Below are 15439 nucleotides of genomic sequence, written 5' to 3' on the forward strand. Positions count from 1 at the left end.
GACCGAAGGTCGTGTTGATACGTATCAACACGATGAGAACTATTATCGGGTCCCGTCGCGTTGGCGGTGCGTATGCGATACGGTACCGCGGGCCTGTTCGTCCTGCTCGCAGCCATCTGGGGGTTGTCGTTCGTCGCCGCGCGGGCCGCGTTGCCGCATATCCCGCCCGTCCCGCTTGCGGCCCTTCGGTTCGATATCGTAGCCGTCGCCACGCTCGCGTACGCGATCGCCACCACCGATCGGTGGTACCCCGAAACGATCGGCGAGTGGCGCGTCGTCGTCCTCGGGGGGACGCTGTTCGTCGCCGTCCACCACGCGCTGCTGTTCGCGGGCCAGCAGTACGTCACGAGCGCCGTCGCGAGCGTCGTCATGAGTCTCGATCCGGTGCTCGCCGCCGGGTTCGCGTGGCCGTTGCTCGCGGACGAGCGACTCGATCGGGTCGGTGCACTCGGCCTCTGTCTGGGGCTGCTCGGCGTCGTGATCGTCGCGAATCCGACGCTCGCCGGAACGGGAACGGGGACGCTGTACGGCGTCCTGCTCGTTTTCCTGTCGGCCGCCGCGTTCGCTCTCGGGGCGGTTCTGACGCGCCGCTATCGCACCGCTCTCCCCGTGCGATCGATGCAGGCGTGGATGATGCTCGTCGGGGCGCCGCTGTTGCACCTCGCGGCGATCGCGCTCCCGCTCCCCGGGTTCGCGGCGATCGAGTGGACGAGATCGGCGCTCTTCGGTCTCGCGTACCTGGCCCTCGTCGCCGGCGTCGTCGGCTACTTGCTCTACTTCGAACTTCTGGACCGGATCGGCGCGGTCGAGATCAACCTGATCGGGTACGCCGCGCCGGTCTTCGCCGCGATCGGCGGCTGGGCGGTCCTCGGCGAACCGGTCGCGGCGCGCACCGTCGCCGGCTTCGGCGTCATCGTCTGCGGGTTCGTCCTGGTCAAGCGCGACGCGATTCGTACCGAGCTCGCACGACGCGGCTCCCCCGCGACCGAAACCGGCGACTCGAACCGACGAGACGGACGATAGGATCGCTCTCTGCCGTCGAACTCCGCCGTCACCGGACCGGGCGATTCACCACCGAGAGGATCGCCCTCCCAGTTCTCGGGAATTCGCCCCGGTTTTTATCCACGTTACTTCTGTACACTGTCCCGATGAGCGAAACGCTCTACGATCGGCTCGGCGGCGAGGACGCCATCGCCGCGGTCGTCGATCGATTCTACGGCCGGCTGCTCGAAGACGACCGGGTCGCCCACTTCTTCGAGGACCTCGACATGCAGGACCAGCGCGCCCACCAGACCCAGTTCCTCAGTTCGGTCGCGGACGGCCCGGTCGAGTACTCGGGCGCCGACATGGAGTCGGCCCACGAGCACCTCGAGATCACCCCGTCGGACTTCGACGTGATCGCGACCCACCTCGAGGAGACGCTCGTCGAGTTCGACGTCGACGAGGCCGATCGGGCGGCCGTGATGGAGGCGGTCGCCGGATACGAAGACGACATCGTCACCGCGGCCGACTGATTCCGGATTCGCGTCTGGCCGTCCGCTCTTCGGCGACCGATCGACGCCTCACGGCGTCCCGATCGCCTTGCGCCGCCGCAGGAGGTAGTAGCCCGCGACGATCGGCTGCAGCGGCGCCACGACGAGACTGAGGAACGCGAGTCCGAGGTACAGCCCCGGATTCGGTCGCCACCCCTGTCCCTGGATGCAGACGTACGCGGCGTCCTGGTGGATCGCGATCGGGAACGCGCCGAAGGCGATCGCGCCGGCGGTCCCGACGGCCGTCGAAAGCAGCCCCGGCAGCGCGAGGGCGTACGCGACGATCGCGATGGCGATCCCGAGCACGGTCGTCGCGAGCGAGACCGCGACGACGAGCCACCAGCCCGACCAGCCCGGTCGCGTCCCGAAGCGCTTGTGCCGTCGGTAGAGGTAGAACACCCCCGCGGCCGGCGCCCAGACGATCGCGAACGCGGCGTTGAGCCACGGGCTCGGCGTCCAGTGGCTGCTGACGCCGCCGCGACGGCGCACGCGACTGGCGTCGAAAAAGAGCGCGATCGCGAGCGCGAGCGTCAGCGCCGTGTAGCCGAACGTCCCGACGAGGACCAATCCTCGCTCGAGGTAGGGGACGCCGGGTTCCGTCTCCCGGAGGACACCGATGAGGCCGACGCCGACCACCGGCGGAATGCCGAAGCACAGTCGCTCGATGAGACGCGCCCAGTCGAACGTCTCGACGCTCGTCGACAGCGGGGCCATCGATTACCGTGTCATTTCGATCGGGAACGTTTCATGTATCGCTTTTGGCGATTCCGTCTTCCGTTTGTCGCCGTTCTACGGTCGGTCGTAGATAATCGGAATACAGTGTCGGCTCTCCTAACTCTACTTAGTCGAATCGATGTTTGGTAACGTGCGTCAATTTACCTCTTATTCGGACGTTTTCCGGCGCTCTCAAGGTATCCACAGCGCGATCAATTATCCGCATTTTCAACGCGGATCTCGATATCTATCTCGTCTTTGTGCTCCTCGCCGTCAGCGTAGTAGCTAATATTTTCGGTAGTTGTAAATGCGTCTCCTAGCATGGAGTGCATTATATAGAGAATATACTGTTCCGTGATCGACTCGGTAGAGTGAATCCCGGTCACACGGTCGTCGCTATTCTCGTCCCCGTCGTATTCCAGTATCGTTTCTGAACTGTCATTATCCCGCGATAGTCTGATTACATCCGGTAAAAATCCCTGGTCGTCACGTTTTATGATCGATTCGGACATATTCTCGAAGTAGAATTTCACACTACCGTGTCCACGATCGTCTATCACTGATCGAACCGGTTTTCCAGTTACCAGTAACCCGCTCTCAGATTCATGTTTTACTGACACCTCCACCGTCATTTTGTCGGGCAGAGCGTCGGCGGTCGCCCCCTCTTGCTCACCCGTACCGCTAGTTTGATTTTCACTTCTACCGGTAGTGTCCTCGTCTCTAGTACCGGCACATCCTACCGTGAAAACGGAACACAAACAAGCGCACAGTCCACGGCGTTTCAACATAGTGTAAACCTCATCACACGATTGCATATAACCACTGATCGATTGGAAGAGGGGCTGAAAGTCGATCTCCGGTTTTCACTTCCCTCGTTCCATCCGTTCGGACTCGCGGCGAGCCTCGAGTCCGCCGTCGATCGCGAGCAAGTCGGGTCAGCCCCCGTGCTCGCGTTCGGACGCGATCGCAACCGCGCGACGGAAGGACCGTCTATAGCGCCTCTTTGTACGCTTCGAGCGTCTGCTCGACGTCCTCCTCGGTGTGGGCGTAGCTGACGAACTGGCACTCGAACTGGTTCTGCGAGAGGAAGATCCCCCGCTCGCGCATCTTCCCCCAGAAGACGCGGCGCCAGCGATCGGTCTCGGCGTTTTTCACGTCGGCGCCGTTCTTCGGGCAGTAGTCGTAGCGCGGACAGGTCGGGTTCTGCCGACACCCCGCTTCGCACTGTTCGTCCAGCGATCCGGGCCCCGGTCCTTCGCGGGTGAAGATCACCTTGAACATGCTCGCCGTTCCGGTGACGGTGTAACTCGGCGCCTGGTCGGCGACGATCTCGGTCAGCCCGCGCCGGAGGTCGTCGCCGAGGCCGTCGACGTGATCGTAGACGTCGTTCTCGGCGGCGAACTGCAGCGTTTCGAGGCCCGCGGCCATCGTGACGGGATGACCGGAGAAGGTGCCGGCCTGGAAGACGTCGCCCGAGGGCGCGAACTGTTCGACGATCTCGGCGCGGCCGCCGATCGCGCCGACCGGGAAGCCGCCGCCGACGATCTTGCCGAACGTCGTCAGGTCGGGCGTGACGCCGAACTCGCTCTGGGCGCAGCCCAGGCCGCCGACGCGGAAGCCCGTGATGACCTCGTCGAAGATCAGCAGCGAGCCGTGTTCCTCGGTGATCTCGCGGAGGAACTCGTGGTAGCCGTCCTCCGGGTAGACGATGCCGTAGTTCCCCAGGATGGGTTCGGTGAGGACGGCCGCGACGTCGTCCCCGTGCTCCTCGAACACCTCCCGGATCGCCGTCTCGTCGTTGAACGGCACCGGGAGGGTGTGCTCGGCGAACGACTGCGGGATGCCGGCGGACGAGGGTGTCGGGTTCTCGGCGTCGCCCTCGACCAGCGTCGACTCCTGGGCGCCGTGGTAGCCGCCCTGCATGACGACGATCTTGTTCCGACCCGTGTACCCGCGGGCGAGTCGCACGGCGGAGACGGTCGCCTCCGTCCCCGAGTTGACGAACCGGATCTTCTCGACGCTCGGCACGTGGCGGACGACGAACTCCGCGAGGTCGACCTCGATCTCGGTCGGCGTCCCGTACATCGGCCCCTCGCTCGCCTTCCGCTGGATCGCCGCCCCGACCGGCTCCGGCAGGTCGTGGCCCAGCAGCAGCGGCCCGAGTCCCATCACCCAGTCGACGTACCGGTTCCCGTCGGCGTCGATGACGTGGCCGCCGTCGCCCTTCCGCACGAAGAAGGGATACGGTTCGATCGCCGCGCGCACCGCGGAGTTGACGCCGCCGGGGAGCACCGACAGCGCCCGATCGTAGAGGTCGCGCGAGTTCTCGTCGTTCATATCCGGCCCTTTGCGATCGGACGGCAAAGTAGTACCGAGGTTCGATCGCTATCAGGAAACCGAGTTATGTCCCGATTCTACCGCAGGATTGGTTTGGCTTCCACGAGCTCCACGAAAGCCCCTGCCGGCTCCGGTCGAGGGGCTTGCTGCGCGCGCTCCCTTCGGTCGCGTGCTAGCAGCGCCCGTCTTCCCGGAGCCGGCAGCCCCTTTCATTCCCACCCACGGTGGCATCTCGGTCAGCCGACACGGGTGGGAATGAAAGGGGCTGGCGCTGTGGGCGAACTCGGGCGACGCAAGGACCGCAACCGAACGGAGTGAGGTGAGGACCGCAGCGAGCCCTGGGAGTCCACAGCGCCAGGGGCTTTCGTGGTGTTCTCGTCCATTACAGAGTTAGAAGTCCGATCGCCACGCCGTCTACCCGTCGATCACTACCGTTAAACGATCGCCTCGCCGAGTCGCTTTCGACCACTATAAATGCGATATCGAACGCCGCTGTTGTTTCTGCTCGTCGCCGCGATCTGGGGCACGACGTTTCCGGCCGTCCGGGCCGCCGTCGCGGTCGTCCCGCCCGTGCTGTTCGCGGCGCTTCGATTCGACGCGACGGCGATTCTCATCCTGGGGTACGCCGCCGTTCGCGGCGATCGGGTTCGCCCGCGACGGGAGGAGTGGGCCGGCCTCGTCGCCGGCGGCGTCCTGCTGATCGCCTGTCACCACGCGCTGCTGTTCGCGGGCCAGCAGTACGTCACGAGCGCCGTCGCCGCCGTCGTCGTCGCGACGATCCCGATCCTGACGGCGGGGCTCTCGCGGCTGGTGCTCCCGACCACCAGCCTCGGCGTCGTCGGCGCGGTCGGCCTCGGCCTGGGCTTCATCGGAACGGCGATCGTGGCCGATCCCGATCCGGGCGACCTCTACACGAGCGAGTCGCTGGGGGTGGTCATCATCTTCGCCGCCGCGCTCGCGTTCGCGCTCGGCACGGTCGCCACCCAGCGGACCCGGACCGATCTACCGGTCGCCTCCCTCCAGGGATGGCTGATGCTGCTCGGCGCGCCCGTCCTGCACGTCGCGAGTCGCGGCCTCGGCGAACCGCAGGCGATCGGGTGGACGCCGACGGTGCTCCTCGCCTTCGCCTATCTGGTCCCCGTCGCGGGTGCGCTCGGCTACCTGCTGTACTTCGACCTGCTCGATCGGCTCGGCTCCGTCGAAATCAACCTCGTCTCGTACCTACTCCCGGTCTTCGCTGCGGTGGTCGGCTGGCTGGCGCTGGACGAGTCGCCGGCGGCGACGACGATCGTCGGCTTCGCCGTCGTCGCGGTCGGCTTCGCGCTGATCAAACGGACCGCGCTGGTGCGACTCGTCGTCGGGCGCCGGCGCGGTGCGTCGCCGTCGATCGACGAACCGGTCGGGGAGAAGGAGTGAGACGTTCGTCTTCGGCCGGTTCGATCGGTCAGACCGCGTCGGAGCCGGTTTTCCCGGTGCGGATCTGGTAGGCGTCCTCGACGGGGGTGACGAAGATCTTCCCGTCGCCGGGGTCGCCGGTGCGGGCGCCCTCGCTGATCGCGTCGACGACGTCCTCGGCGGGGATGTCCGCGACGACGCACTCGATCTTGACCTTCTGGTGGAGGTCGACCGTGTACTCCTCGCCGCGCCACTGGCCCGTCTTGGCGGGCTGGGAGCCGCGTCCGGAGACGTTCGTGACGGTCAGCGACGGGGCGCCGGCTTCCGCCAGCGCCTGCTTGACCGCCCCGAGTCGATCGGGGCGAACGATCGCGGTGACCATCTTGATCTGTCCGCCGTTCGGTTTCCCGCCGTCGGACCGGAGGCCCGACGAGGATCGCCTCGCATCGCTCGGCTCACCGCCGTCGGTGCGGATCGCGTCACCGGCACCCGTCGGGCCGCCGTCGGTCGCGACGTCGGGCTGGCCGAACTCGGGGTAGGTGTCGACGCCGTGTTCGGAGACGTCGAGGCCGTCGCGTTCGTGCTCGGGGGTGACCCGGGCCTGGCCCATCGCCTTGAACGCGTACCAGATGGCGGCGGTCGCGCCGGCGGTCCAGGCGCCGATGACGACGACCCCGAACAACTGGGCGAGGAAGGCGTCGACGACGCTGTCGACGACGCCCGGGGCCGCCACGAACGGGAACAGGAGCGTCCCGAGGACGCCCGCGGAGCCGTGGACGGGGAAGACCGCACAGACGTCGTCGATCTTCAGGCGCTGCTCGACGAACTCGAAGACGATCGGCAGTTGCGCGCCGGCGAGGCCGCCGACGACGAACGCGCCCCACCACGCGGTGGTGTCGGGGATCGCGGTGATGCCGACGAGGCCGGCCAGCAGGCCGTTCGCGACGTAGAGGGTGTCGACCTTGCCCGTCTTGAGCCAGGCGACGAGGCCGGCGGCCATCGCGCCGCAGGCCATCGCGATCGTCGTGGTCATGGCGACGCGTCCGAGCTGGTCACCGAGGAAGGCGCCCTCGGCGAAGATGGCGGAGGTACCGACGTTGAAGCCGTACCAGCCGAACGCCAGGATCAGCGTCCCGAGCACGGCGAAGGTCAGCGAGTGACCGGGGATGACGTTCACGGTGCCGTCGTCGTCGTTGTACCGATCCATGCGCGGGCCGAGCACCCACGCCGCGGTGAGGCCGGCGATACCGCCCATGCCGTGGACGATCATCCCGCCCGCGAAGTCGGCGAAGGGCGTTCCGGTGATCGTCTCGATGTAGCCGCCGGCCCACGTGATGCCGGTAACGACCGGGTAGATGACCGCTGCCAGCAGGAAGGTGTAGGTCACGTACGCGCGGAGCTTCGCGCGGCCGGCGACGGCTCCCGAGACGATCGTCGCCGCGGTCATGGCGAAGACGGCACCGTAGAGCCAGTCGATCCAGCTGGTCGCGTCGCCGACGAACGCTGGTTCGAAGCCGCCGCCGGCGACGGCGGTTTCGACGCCGATCCCGATCAGGAAGAATACCGTCACGCCGACGCTCCAGGTCAGCAGGTTCTTCGTTAGCTGGTTCGCCACGTTCTTCGAGCGTACCTGCCCCGCCTCGAGCATGGCGAAGCCGGCGTGCATGAAGAAGATCAGGAACGTGACCACCAAGATCCACGTGTAGTTGATCGTCTCCATCAGCGCCCCGACGTCGCTCTGGAGGAGCGTCGGTTCCATTAGCCGCACACCTCCGTCGTTCCGCCGCGATCGCTCACAGTTTGTAAACAAATGTCCATGTATGGATCAGAACAGGCCATGGTTGTCTTCTGTATCACGCCTACTACTCATGGAATGGTCTGATATAAGGATTAGCGTTGACATTCGTCTATAAATCAGATCGTAATAGGGGCAGCTGAACAAATCTAGAGGTGATTTAATTCGTATAAGGCGATAGAATTTTCCGATTTTCACGGCTAGCGGGCGTATTCTGTGCGTTCGTACACCAGATTTGCGATGGGTGTCATGAATACGGGGCTAGGACGGATTGAAAATTGGCTTCGATGCTCCGCGCGCGGCAGATGTTGCCGCACGTCCGCTGGTGTCGCCCCGAACTGGACGTTCGTCCGCCGCTGGCCGCAGGCCGCGCTCGGTGCCGCGAACGCGACGATCGAGCATCTTCGATGGGTACAGCTGGCGCGAACTGGACGTCTCCGATAGCTGGACGGCACCGGTAGCGAGCCGCAGTCGCCGGTCGAACAGCGCACGGATCTGTAACGATCCTGATATTCTCCGCGAAGAGCAGATAGAGTGATGGTAGCTCATCCCAAACGTTCACGTGGGGGCCGAATAATGGGGGTGTTCAAAGCGTTGCGAAAATCGGATGGCACAGAGCTGTACGAATGTCGAAACTGCGGCGAAAAACTCGTACATCGAGCCGAGGAGTGTCCCAACTGTCAGTCACGGGAAATCGCTCACTACGTATTTTGAGCGCTCGACCCGATTTGTGGGCCGTCGACGGTCCCGTGTCGAATCCGACGCGGCACCGATCGAGTGGTGACGCCAATCTCGGCCCCGTAGATGACTCGAAGCCGCAACTGGCCCGCGCTCGCCTGTTTCGCGACTCCTCGACGAAGTATCTCTGGATCGGATCGGCGCCCGCACGCTCGATCGGCAGCGGCGATCCGATCACCACCGTCTCCATGTCGAACCAGTCCCTCTCGGAAGCGTGGAGCACGGTGTAGTCGCTAGAGATGGTGTACGCCGCGACGGGGTGATCGAACTCGCGGCCGATCGCGCCCCGTCGTCAACCGTGGATCGTCGGAGCGCGGAGACCGCGGACGTGCGCGAGGAACCCGTCGCCGAGGACGACGAGTGCGAGCAATACGTTGCCGAGTAACATGATGGGGTCTCCCCAAAACAGCGCCGAGCGGCCGACGGAGGGACGATAGAGCGCCCACAGCGACAGGAATAGGCAGGGAATCGCCCACGTGGCGAGAACGGCATCCGCGGGGGCCCGGGTGGTGATCGCTCGACCGAGCACCAGGAGCGGGAATCCGACGAACAGGCCCCATTTCAGGCCGTCTCCGGGAACGGGTATCCGAACACCGATCGGTTCCGCGAGCGGGGCTATCAGCGAAACGGGAGTGGAGACCCCGAGGCCGCGGATGATCGGAAACACGACGAGCAGTACCGCTATCACCGACGCGAGAACATACGAACCGACTCGGGTGAGCCGAGCGATGGGGACGCGACGCATTCGGTACGATCGACTATCGGTCTGTGTTTATTCAATCTTCCGACAATCCCGGTATCGTCGAGCACCGATCGGCGAACCGAGAGGATACGCGACCGCGACGCTCCCTCCTCGTCTGCTCGTGAGGGCGGCATACGCGGATAGTCGGATCGTTGAGATCCCGGTTCGAGTCGCGCGCCAGTTCAGCCGTAGTAGAGCCAGTAGGTCAACAGGATAGCCGTCGCGTTGTAACAACCGTGTGCGACGATCGACGGAGTCAGGCGACCGGTGTACACGAACAGGGCTGTGTACGCGATCGTAGGGACGAGAATATCGATCCACTCCACAGTGTTCGTCGGGAGATGGCCGAGAGCGAAAAAGAGGATGGACAGGATTCCGGCCACCCACAGCCCTATACGAGGATTTTCGAAGGTATCCCTGAGGACCGAGATAAAATAGCCCCTGTTGTAGAGTTCTTCGGTGATCCCGCCGCCGATCACTCCCAGCGCGATGAAGGCCGCGAGGCCCAACACCGTCCCATCCATCATCGTCACCATTTGCGCCACGTCCGCCCGTTCGGCGCCGCCGGTACTGGGAATTATCCAGCCGAACTGTACCGCAGCCCAGCTTAACCCTACCAGCAGCCCCAGCAGGCCGTCTCGCTTCCAGTCGTTCGGGGTGAGGCCGATAGACCGGAAATCCCGTCCCAGCCGCCCGAGGGAAACGTAGAGCAGTGCGCAGACCGTGACGAACTGAAAGAGCGCGATAACGAACAGGTTCACACCGACGAGACCGCCGTTGAGTTTGGTGATCCCGAAGAACAGGTTCGGGAGGATGAACAAGATGAATCCGACGGCGATCGTCGCGACAAAAACGAGGAGAGTTTTCGCTTTGCTGCTCGGTGATTGAGACATTGGTTGTGGTGAGGTCGGTTAGGTCCGGCGGACGGCGGTGGAAGACGCTATCGGCGCCCGTCGAGTCGCCCCGTTGTATGCCCCGCTACAGACGGTGATATCAAAACCGTTGTGATCGAAATCGGCCCGCTCGTGCGGTCCGATCGGCGATCAACGGGCGGCGGCGCCACCTGCCGACGAACTGCCGACCGCTCGACCCGCGATCGAAGACGAGACGACTACCGGTCCGCGGACAGCCGTTGGGCGACGTCCTCGGCGAAGTAGGTCAGGATCAGATCGGCGCCGGCGCGCTTGATCGACAGCAGCGACTCGATCGCCACTGCTTCCAGATCGAGCCAGCCCTTCTCGGCGGCGGCGTGGAGCATGGCGTACTCGCCGGAGACGTTGTACGCCGCGACGGGGTGATCGAACTCCCTGCGAACGGCCGAGACGATGTCGAGGTAGGGGAGCGCAGGTTTGACCATCAGCACGTCCGCGCCCTGATCGACGTCAAGGCGGACTTCGCGAAGCGCCTCGCGGGCGTTCGCGGGGTCCATCTGGTAGTGACGTCGGTTGCCGAAGGCGGGCGCACCGTCCGCCGCGTCCCGGAACGGCCCGTAGAAGGCGCTCTCGTACTTTGCCGCGTAGCTCATGATCGGGACGTGTTCGTAGCCGGCGTCGTCGAGGCCGGTTCGGATCGCGGCGACCATCCCGTCCATCATGCCGCTCGGAGCGACCATGTCGGCGCCGGCCTCGGCGTGCGAGACGGCGATCTTCTCGAGGGTCGCGAGGGTCGCGTCGTTGTCGACGGTCAGCGTCGCCTCACAGGTGGAGCCACCCTCGTCGACGTCTGGCCCTCGAAGTTCCTCCTCGAGCGGCCCGCAGTGGCCGTGATCCGTATACTCACAGAGACAGACGTCGGTGATGACGTAGGCGTCCGTCTCCGCCGTGATCCGCCGCGTCGCCTCCTGGATGACGCCGTCCTCGGCCCAGGCGCGCGTTCCATCGGGGTCTTTCGACTCCGGGATGCCGAACAGCATCACCGCTTCGACGCCCGTTTCCAGCACTTCCTCGACCCGGGTAACGCTGTCCGCGATCGGCACCCGCTCGTGGCCCGGCATCGACTCGATCGGGACGCGCTCCTCGGTCGTCGCGTCGACGAACACCGGCGCGATGAAGTCCGACGGCGCGAGGCGGGTCTCGCTGACGAGTCCCCGGACGCGGTCGCGTCGGAGCCGCCGGGGGCGGTGAGTGAGGTCCATACCGGCACTATCCGCGGGGCGAGCAAAAACGGTGCGCTCGAGAGCGGGCGTTCCGTCGGTGAAACGACCGTTTGAGCTAGCCGGAAGCTTACGTACGACTGACGAGTCGTCCCGCGTATGAATCGCCGCACCTTCCTTGCGGGGACCGCCGGCGTCGGCCTCCTCCCGGGCTGCTCGGCCGTCTCCCTCCCCGGAGGCGACGCCGATCGGTCGCCCTTCGGCGTGGACTCGCCCGACGACTCGAACGACGGAGACGAACCGGACTTCCCGGGAATCGACGACGACCCGACCGTCGTCGACTTCGAGACGGCGCCGCTCACGGCGGTCGTCGCGTCCGGTCCGTTCGTCAACCGGTTCGGGCTGTCGATCGACTTCGTCGAACCCGCGACGCCCGACTCCCCCGCCCGTCTCGCGGCCGTCCTGGAGAACGGGAGATCGTACGACCGGACGATCGAAACGCGACGGCTCCCGCTCTTCGACGACCCGCCGAGCGCCCGGAACGACGAGCGCGAGTGGATCTACCTCGCGCCGACGGCGGAGACCGACGTCGCGGAGACTCTCCCCGACTACCACCGCGACGAGGAGGGCCGGTGGCGCGTCGAGGACGTCGAGGGCGACTGGTTCCCCGAGACGATCACGCTCGGTCCCGACGAGCGGCTGACCGCCGAGTTCGTGTTGCTCGGTCACCACGACCGCGGGGAGTCGGCGATCGGTCCCGGCCGCTACCGGTTCGCCAGCGGCGACGGCGCGTTCACCATCGCCGTGTGGCCCACCGGCGAGCCAGGGCCCGACGGCGAGTCCCGGTTCGCCGAGGCGATGCCCGGACTGCCGGACGCTGAACAGACGGCCTGGTACCACGAGGCGACCCCCGAAACGGAGGTTTCGTTGCGCCCGTCGACCGAGGCCGTCGACGCCCCCGGCCGGATCGGGTTCGAACTGATCAACCACGGACGGACGACGATGGCAGGCAACCCCTACTACTGGCGGCTCTACAAACTCGTCGAGGACGAGTGGTACCCGATCCACCCGTGGATGTGGACGTTGCCCCTATCGCACCTCCGACCGGGCGATCGGGACGAGACGACGCTCCACGTCTTCCACGGAGAGTCGGTTCCCTGCGAGGACGCTCGCGTCGTCGACCACCTCGGCGGCGGCCGGTACGCCTACGCCGTCGGCTACCGCCGGGACGGGGAGACCCACGCGGCGGCGTTCGACTTCGAGGCGCCCGGCCTCGCGATCAGTCCCGAGGCGGATGCCGAGGTCGATGACCGGGGCGAGACGGTGGCCGTTCGTCTTCCGAACTACGACGACGCTCGTCGGCCGGCGACGATCACCGTCACGCGGTCCGACGCCGACCCCGACGCGGTCGACGATCGGTTGCTCCCCGAACAGCTCCCCCGGCAGCCGTTTCGCGGCTTCCGGAACGCGTTCCCCCTGTTCGAGGACGGCGTGACGACCGTCCGGGTGAAGACCGACCGGTGGACGGCCCTTCAGCCGTTCGACGACGAGTCCGGGAACCGGCGTACGATCCTTTACGACGGCCGGGTGTTCGATGCGACCGGCGCGATCGAAGACGAGTGAGCGTCATCAGTATGTCGTTCCTTCGCGGCAGCACCGCCCGCAGGACCCGGATCAGATGACGGAGTCGATCCCCTCGAACACTTTCCGAACCCGATCGACGGCGCCGCGATCGCCGTCTCCCGTCGAGAGCGCCAGGGCCGCCCTGAGGCGGGCCTTCCACGGCGGGAGATCGCCGCCGGCGATCGCACCTGCCTCGAGCAGCGTTTTCGCGCCGCCGGGGCCGCCGTACACCCCGGCCGTCGTGCCGGCGTGACAGCGCGACGTGAGCACGACGGGGACGCCGGCGTCGACGACGCTCTCGATCGCGGCACCGAGTTCGGCGGTCGCATTGCCGAGCCCCGTTCCCGCTACGATGACGCCGTCGACGCCAGCGTCGAGCGCGCGATCGACCTGTCGACCGTCGACGCCCATCGCGTTCGTGACGAGTTCCACTCGAACGCCTGGGTCGATCCGAGCACCCGGGAACCAGTCCGGGATCGGATCGGCGTCCCGGCCCGGTTCGCGGAGGAATCGAAACCCGTCGGGAGCGAGTTCCGCGACCGGTCCCCGATCGGGCGAGCGGAACGTCTCGAGCTTGCTCGTGTGCGACTTCACCACCCCGCGTGCGGCGTGGACGGCGTCGTTGAACGCGAGGTAGCTCCCCCCGGCGTCCCGGAACCGATCGTCGGCCGCGGCGCGGACCGCGGCGAGCAGGTTCGCCGGCCCGTCGGTTCCGAGCTGGTCGAACGATCGCTGCGCGCCGGTGAAGACGACCGGGAGCTCCGCCTCGAGGACGAGCGCGAGGTAGTAGGCCGACTCGGCCATCGTATCGGTCCCGTGGGTGACGACGACGCCGTCCGCACCGTCGTCCGCGGCGCGCTCGGCGGCGTCGACGATCCGAGCGGCGTTTTCGAAATCCATCTGGAAGCCCGAAACCCGGCACACCTCGTCGACCTCGATCGTCGCGTGATCGGCGAGTTCCGGCACCGCATCGACGAGATCTTCGCCCGTGACAGAGGGCGTTTTCCCCTCGCTCTCGCCGTCGGCGGTGCTCGCGATCGTTCCTCCGGTGCTAACGATTCGAACCTGTGGCATACGAATGCCCTTCGAGCCAGAGACAAAGAGTGTACGTCAGCTGCCGATCGGGATGGCCCGGACGCGGGTACCGGTCGCGTTCGAATCGTCACGATCGATATCGCGGTGCCGTCTCCCGGTTGATACCGCCGAGATCAATATCCTCTTGAAGTGCGGCCTGAGACCAACCAGTAGTCCCGCCGATCGGCGGGTGACGAATTCCACATGCGCTGGCGATACCGAGAGACCGTCCTGACGCTGTGTACGCTCGCGTTCTTCGCGACGATGGTCGCCCGCCTGGCGATCAGCCCCGTCGTGCCGCTGATCACCGAGGAGTTCGACGTCTCGAACTCGGTGATCGGCGTCGCGCTGACGGGAATGTGGATGGCCTACTTCGCCGCCCAGTTCCCGAGCGGCGTCCTCGCCGATCGGATCGGCGAGCGACCCGTGATCCTCGTCGCCGTCGGGGGAACGGCGATCGCGAGTCTCCTGCTCGCGCGAGCGCCGGCGTTCGCGCTGTTCGTCGTCGGGACGATCGCGCTCGGCGCGGTCGCCGGCCTCCACTACAGCGTCGCCACCACGCTGCTGACCCGGACCTACGAGGACATCGGCACCGCGATCGGCATCCACAACAGCGGCGGCCCCGCGGCCGGGTTGATCGCCCCGCCGATCGCCGCCTGGATCGGCGTCGAGTACGGCTGGCGGCCCGCGGTCGCGATCGGCACCGCGATCGCGATCCCCGTCTTCGTGCTGTTCGCCTGGCGCGTCCGCCCGACGGAACCGCGCCAGCCCGGCCGATCGATGCGCGAGCGGCTGTTCGCGCTGGAGCCGCTGGTCGAGTTGCTCTCGCGACCGCGGATCGCCTTTCCCGTCTGCCTGGCGATCCTTGGGGCGTTCGTCTGGCAAGCGACGTCCTCGTTTCTCCCGACGTTCCTCATCGAGCACCGGGAACAGTCGACCGAACTCGCTGGGACGGTCTTCGCGAGCTACTTCGTCGTGCAGGCGATCACGCAGGTCGGCGTGGGCGCGGTCTCCGATCGGTACGGCCGCGACCTCGCGACGGCCGGCTGTATGGTCCTCGCGGCGGCCGGCTTCGTCCTCCTCGTGGCCGTTCCGGGATGGCTCGCGCTCGGCGCAGCGGTCCTCCTGATCGGGACCGGTCTCGGCTGGGGCGCGGCCCTGTTACCGCGGTTCATGGACGTTCTCTCCGAGTCCGAACGCGGCGCCGGATTCGGCCTCGTCAGGAGCGTCTACGGCTTCATCGGCGCGCTCGGCTCGGTCGTCACCGGCGTCGTCGCGGACGCCTTCGGCTGGGGGATCGCCTTCTCCCTGCTGGCGGTGCTGCTCGCGCTCGTCTTCTGCGCGCTCGTCGTCAACCGGACGCTGTCGCTCGGCTACTGAGCGCGTTTCCGAACCGG

Annotated in this window: 14 protein-coding genes; 5 read left to right on the forward strand and 9 right to left on the reverse strand. The window is 66.3% G+C overall.

Features of this window, described 5'->3' with window-relative positions:
• The first annotated feature begins 72 nt into the window (after nucleotides 1–72).
• Both MUH00_RS08125 and MUH00_RS08130 read left to right on the forward strand, forming a co-directional pair.
• Complete coding sequence (locus MUH00_RS08125; protein WP_247003595.1) at nucleotides 73–1023, forward strand: DMT family transporter; 951 nt, start codon at nucleotides 73–75, stop codon at nucleotides 1021–1023.
• Between the two features lie 125 nt (nucleotides 1024–1148).
• A complete protein-coding gene (locus MUH00_RS08130) occupies nucleotides 1149–1514 on the forward strand; it encodes a group I truncated hemoglobin (RefSeq protein ID WP_247003596.1) in 366 nt (121 codons plus the stop codon).
• A 48-nt stretch (nucleotides 1515–1562) separates the two neighbouring features.
• On the opposite strand, the gene MUH00_RS08135 is transcribed toward MUH00_RS08130, so the two are convergent.
• The 3 genes from MUH00_RS08135 to hemL all read right to left on the reverse strand — a co-directional run bounded on the left by MUH00_RS08135 (nucleotide 1563) and on the right by hemL (nucleotide 4583).
• The gene (locus MUH00_RS08135) at nucleotides 1563–2246 is read right to left on the reverse strand and encodes a hypothetical protein (RefSeq protein WP_247003597.1); all 684 of its coding nucleotides are present in this window, start codon (nucleotides 2244–2246) and stop codon (nucleotides 1563–1565) included.
• Between the two features lie 212 nt (nucleotides 2247–2458).
• On the reverse strand, nucleotides 2459–2878 hold the full coding sequence (locus MUH00_RS08140; RefSeq protein ID WP_247003598.1) for a hypothetical protein: 420 nt from the start codon (nucleotides 2876–2878) through the stop codon (nucleotides 2459–2461).
• A 358-nt stretch (nucleotides 2879–3236) separates the two neighbouring features.
• The gene (gene hemL / locus MUH00_RS08145) at nucleotides 3237–4583 is read right to left on the reverse strand and encodes a glutamate-1-semialdehyde 2,1-aminomutase (RefSeq protein WP_247003599.1); all 1347 of its coding nucleotides are present in this window, start codon (nucleotides 4581–4583) and stop codon (nucleotides 3237–3239) included.
• A 474-nt stretch (nucleotides 4584–5057) separates the two neighbouring features.
• Between hemL and MUH00_RS08150 the strand changes: the two genes are divergently transcribed.
• Nucleotides 5058–5999, forward strand: a complete 942-nt coding sequence (locus MUH00_RS08150; protein ID WP_247003600.1) for a DMT family transporter — start codon at nucleotides 5058–5060, stop codon at nucleotides 5997–5999.
• A 28-nt stretch (nucleotides 6000–6027) separates the two neighbouring features.
• Here MUH00_RS08150 and MUH00_RS22980 read toward each other — a convergent pair whose 3' ends face one another.
• The 5 genes from MUH00_RS22980 to hemB form a co-directional block, all read right to left on the reverse strand.
• Nucleotides 6028–7737 (reverse strand): ammonium transporter, encoded by a 1710-nt coding sequence (locus MUH00_RS22980; protein WP_321576095.1) that lies wholly within the window; start codon nucleotides 7735–7737, stop codon nucleotides 6028–6030.
• Nucleotides 7738–8359: 622 nt separating this feature from the next.
• Nucleotides 8360–8734 carry a hypothetical protein gene (locus MUH00_RS23165; protein ID WP_425603047.1) on the reverse strand — a complete coding sequence of 125 codons (375 nt, stop codon included), beginning with the start codon at nucleotides 8732–8734 and terminating at the stop codon, nucleotides 8360–8362.
• A gap of 69 nt (nucleotides 8735–8803) precedes the next feature.
• Nucleotides 8804–9256: a hypothetical protein gene (locus MUH00_RS08165; protein WP_247003601.1), complete on the reverse strand. Its 453-nt coding sequence runs from the start codon at nucleotides 9254–9256 to the stop codon at nucleotides 8804–8806.
• Nucleotides 9257–9435: 179 nt separating this feature from the next.
• Nucleotides 9436–10074 carry a CPBP family intramembrane glutamic endopeptidase gene (locus tag MUH00_RS08170; RefSeq protein WP_247003602.1) on the reverse strand — a complete coding sequence of 213 codons (639 nt, stop codon included), beginning with the start codon at nucleotides 10072–10074 and terminating at the stop codon, nucleotides 9436–9438.
• A gap of 290 nt (nucleotides 10075–10364) precedes the next feature.
• Nucleotides 10365–11387, reverse strand: a complete 1023-nt coding sequence (hemB, locus tag MUH00_RS08175; protein WP_247003603.1) for a porphobilinogen synthase — start codon at nucleotides 11385–11387, stop codon at nucleotides 10365–10367.
• Between the two features lie 117 nt (nucleotides 11388–11504).
• Here hemB and MUH00_RS08180 point away from each other — a divergent pair, with 117 nt between their 5' ends.
• Nucleotides 11505–12968: a hypothetical protein gene (locus MUH00_RS08180; RefSeq protein ID WP_247003604.1), complete on the forward strand. Its 1464-nt coding sequence runs from the start codon at nucleotides 11505–11507 to the stop codon at nucleotides 12966–12968.
• A 51-nt stretch (nucleotides 12969–13019) separates the two neighbouring features.
• Here MUH00_RS08180 and MUH00_RS08185 read toward each other — a convergent pair whose 3' ends face one another.
• Nucleotides 13020–14042, reverse strand: coding sequence for an asparaginase (locus MUH00_RS08185; RefSeq protein WP_247003605.1), 1023 nt, complete (start codon nucleotides 14040–14042; stop codon nucleotides 13020–13022).
• A gap of 204 nt (nucleotides 14043–14246) precedes the next feature.
• On the opposite strand from MUH00_RS08185, the gene MUH00_RS08190 reads away from it, so the two are divergent.
• On the forward strand, nucleotides 14247–15422 hold the full coding sequence (locus MUH00_RS08190) for an MFS transporter (RefSeq protein ID WP_247003606.1): 1176 nt from the start codon (nucleotides 14247–14249) through the stop codon (nucleotides 15420–15422).
• The last annotated feature ends 17 nt before the right edge of the window (nucleotides 15423–15439 follow it).

The organism is Halosolutus gelatinilyticus, from assembly GCF_023028105.1.
In the GTDB taxonomy this organism is placed as follows: domain Archaea; phylum Halobacteriota; class Halobacteria; order Halobacteriales; family Natrialbaceae; genus Halosolutus; species Halosolutus gelatinilyticus.

Bases quoted from the DNA above. Each gene is read 5' to 3' on its own strand.
- MUH00_RS08140 (WP_247003598.1), bottom strand. From the start codon at position 2,878: ATGACGGTGGAGGTGTCAGTAAAACATGAATCTGAGAGCGGGTTACTG.
- MUH00_RS08130 (WP_247003596.1), top strand. From the start codon at position 1,149: ATGAGCGAAACGCTCTACGATCGGCTCGGCGGCGAGGACGCCATCGCC.
- MUH00_RS08125 (WP_247003595.1), top strand. From the start codon at position 73: ATGCGATACGGTACCGCGGGCCTGTTCGTCCTGCTCGCAGCCATCTGG.
- hemB (WP_247003603.1), bottom strand. From the start codon at position 11,387: ATGGACCTCACTCACCGCCCCCGGCGGCTCCGACGCGACCGCGTCCGG.
- MUH00_RS08180 (WP_247003604.1), top strand. From the start codon at position 11,505: ATGAATCGCCGCACCTTCCTTGCGGGGACCGCCGGCGTCGGCCTCCTC.
- MUH00_RS08135 (WP_247003597.1), bottom strand. From the start codon at position 2,246: ATGGCCCCGCTGTCGACGAGCGTCGAGACGTTCGACTGGGCGCGTCTC.
- hemL (WP_247003599.1), bottom strand. From the start codon at position 4,583: ATGAACGACGAGAACTCGCGCGACCTCTACGATCGGGCGCTGTCGGTG.
- MUH00_RS08150 (WP_247003600.1), top strand. From the start codon at position 5,058: ATGCGATATCGAACGCCGCTGTTGTTTCTGCTCGTCGCCGCGATCTGG.
- MUH00_RS08185 (WP_247003605.1), bottom strand. From the start codon at position 14,042: ATGCCACAGGTTCGAATCGTTAGCACCGGAGGAACGATCGCGAGCACC.
- MUH00_RS22980 (WP_321576095.1), bottom strand. From the start codon at position 7,737: ATGGAACCGACGCTCCTCCAGAGCGACGTCGGGGCGCTGATGGAGACG.
- MUH00_RS08165 (WP_247003601.1), bottom strand. From the start codon at position 9,256: ATGCGTCGCGTCCCCATCGCTCGGCTCACCCGAGTCGGTTCGTATGTT.
- MUH00_RS08190 (WP_247003606.1), top strand. From the start codon at position 14,247: ATGCGCTGGCGATACCGAGAGACCGTCCTGACGCTGTGTACGCTCGCG.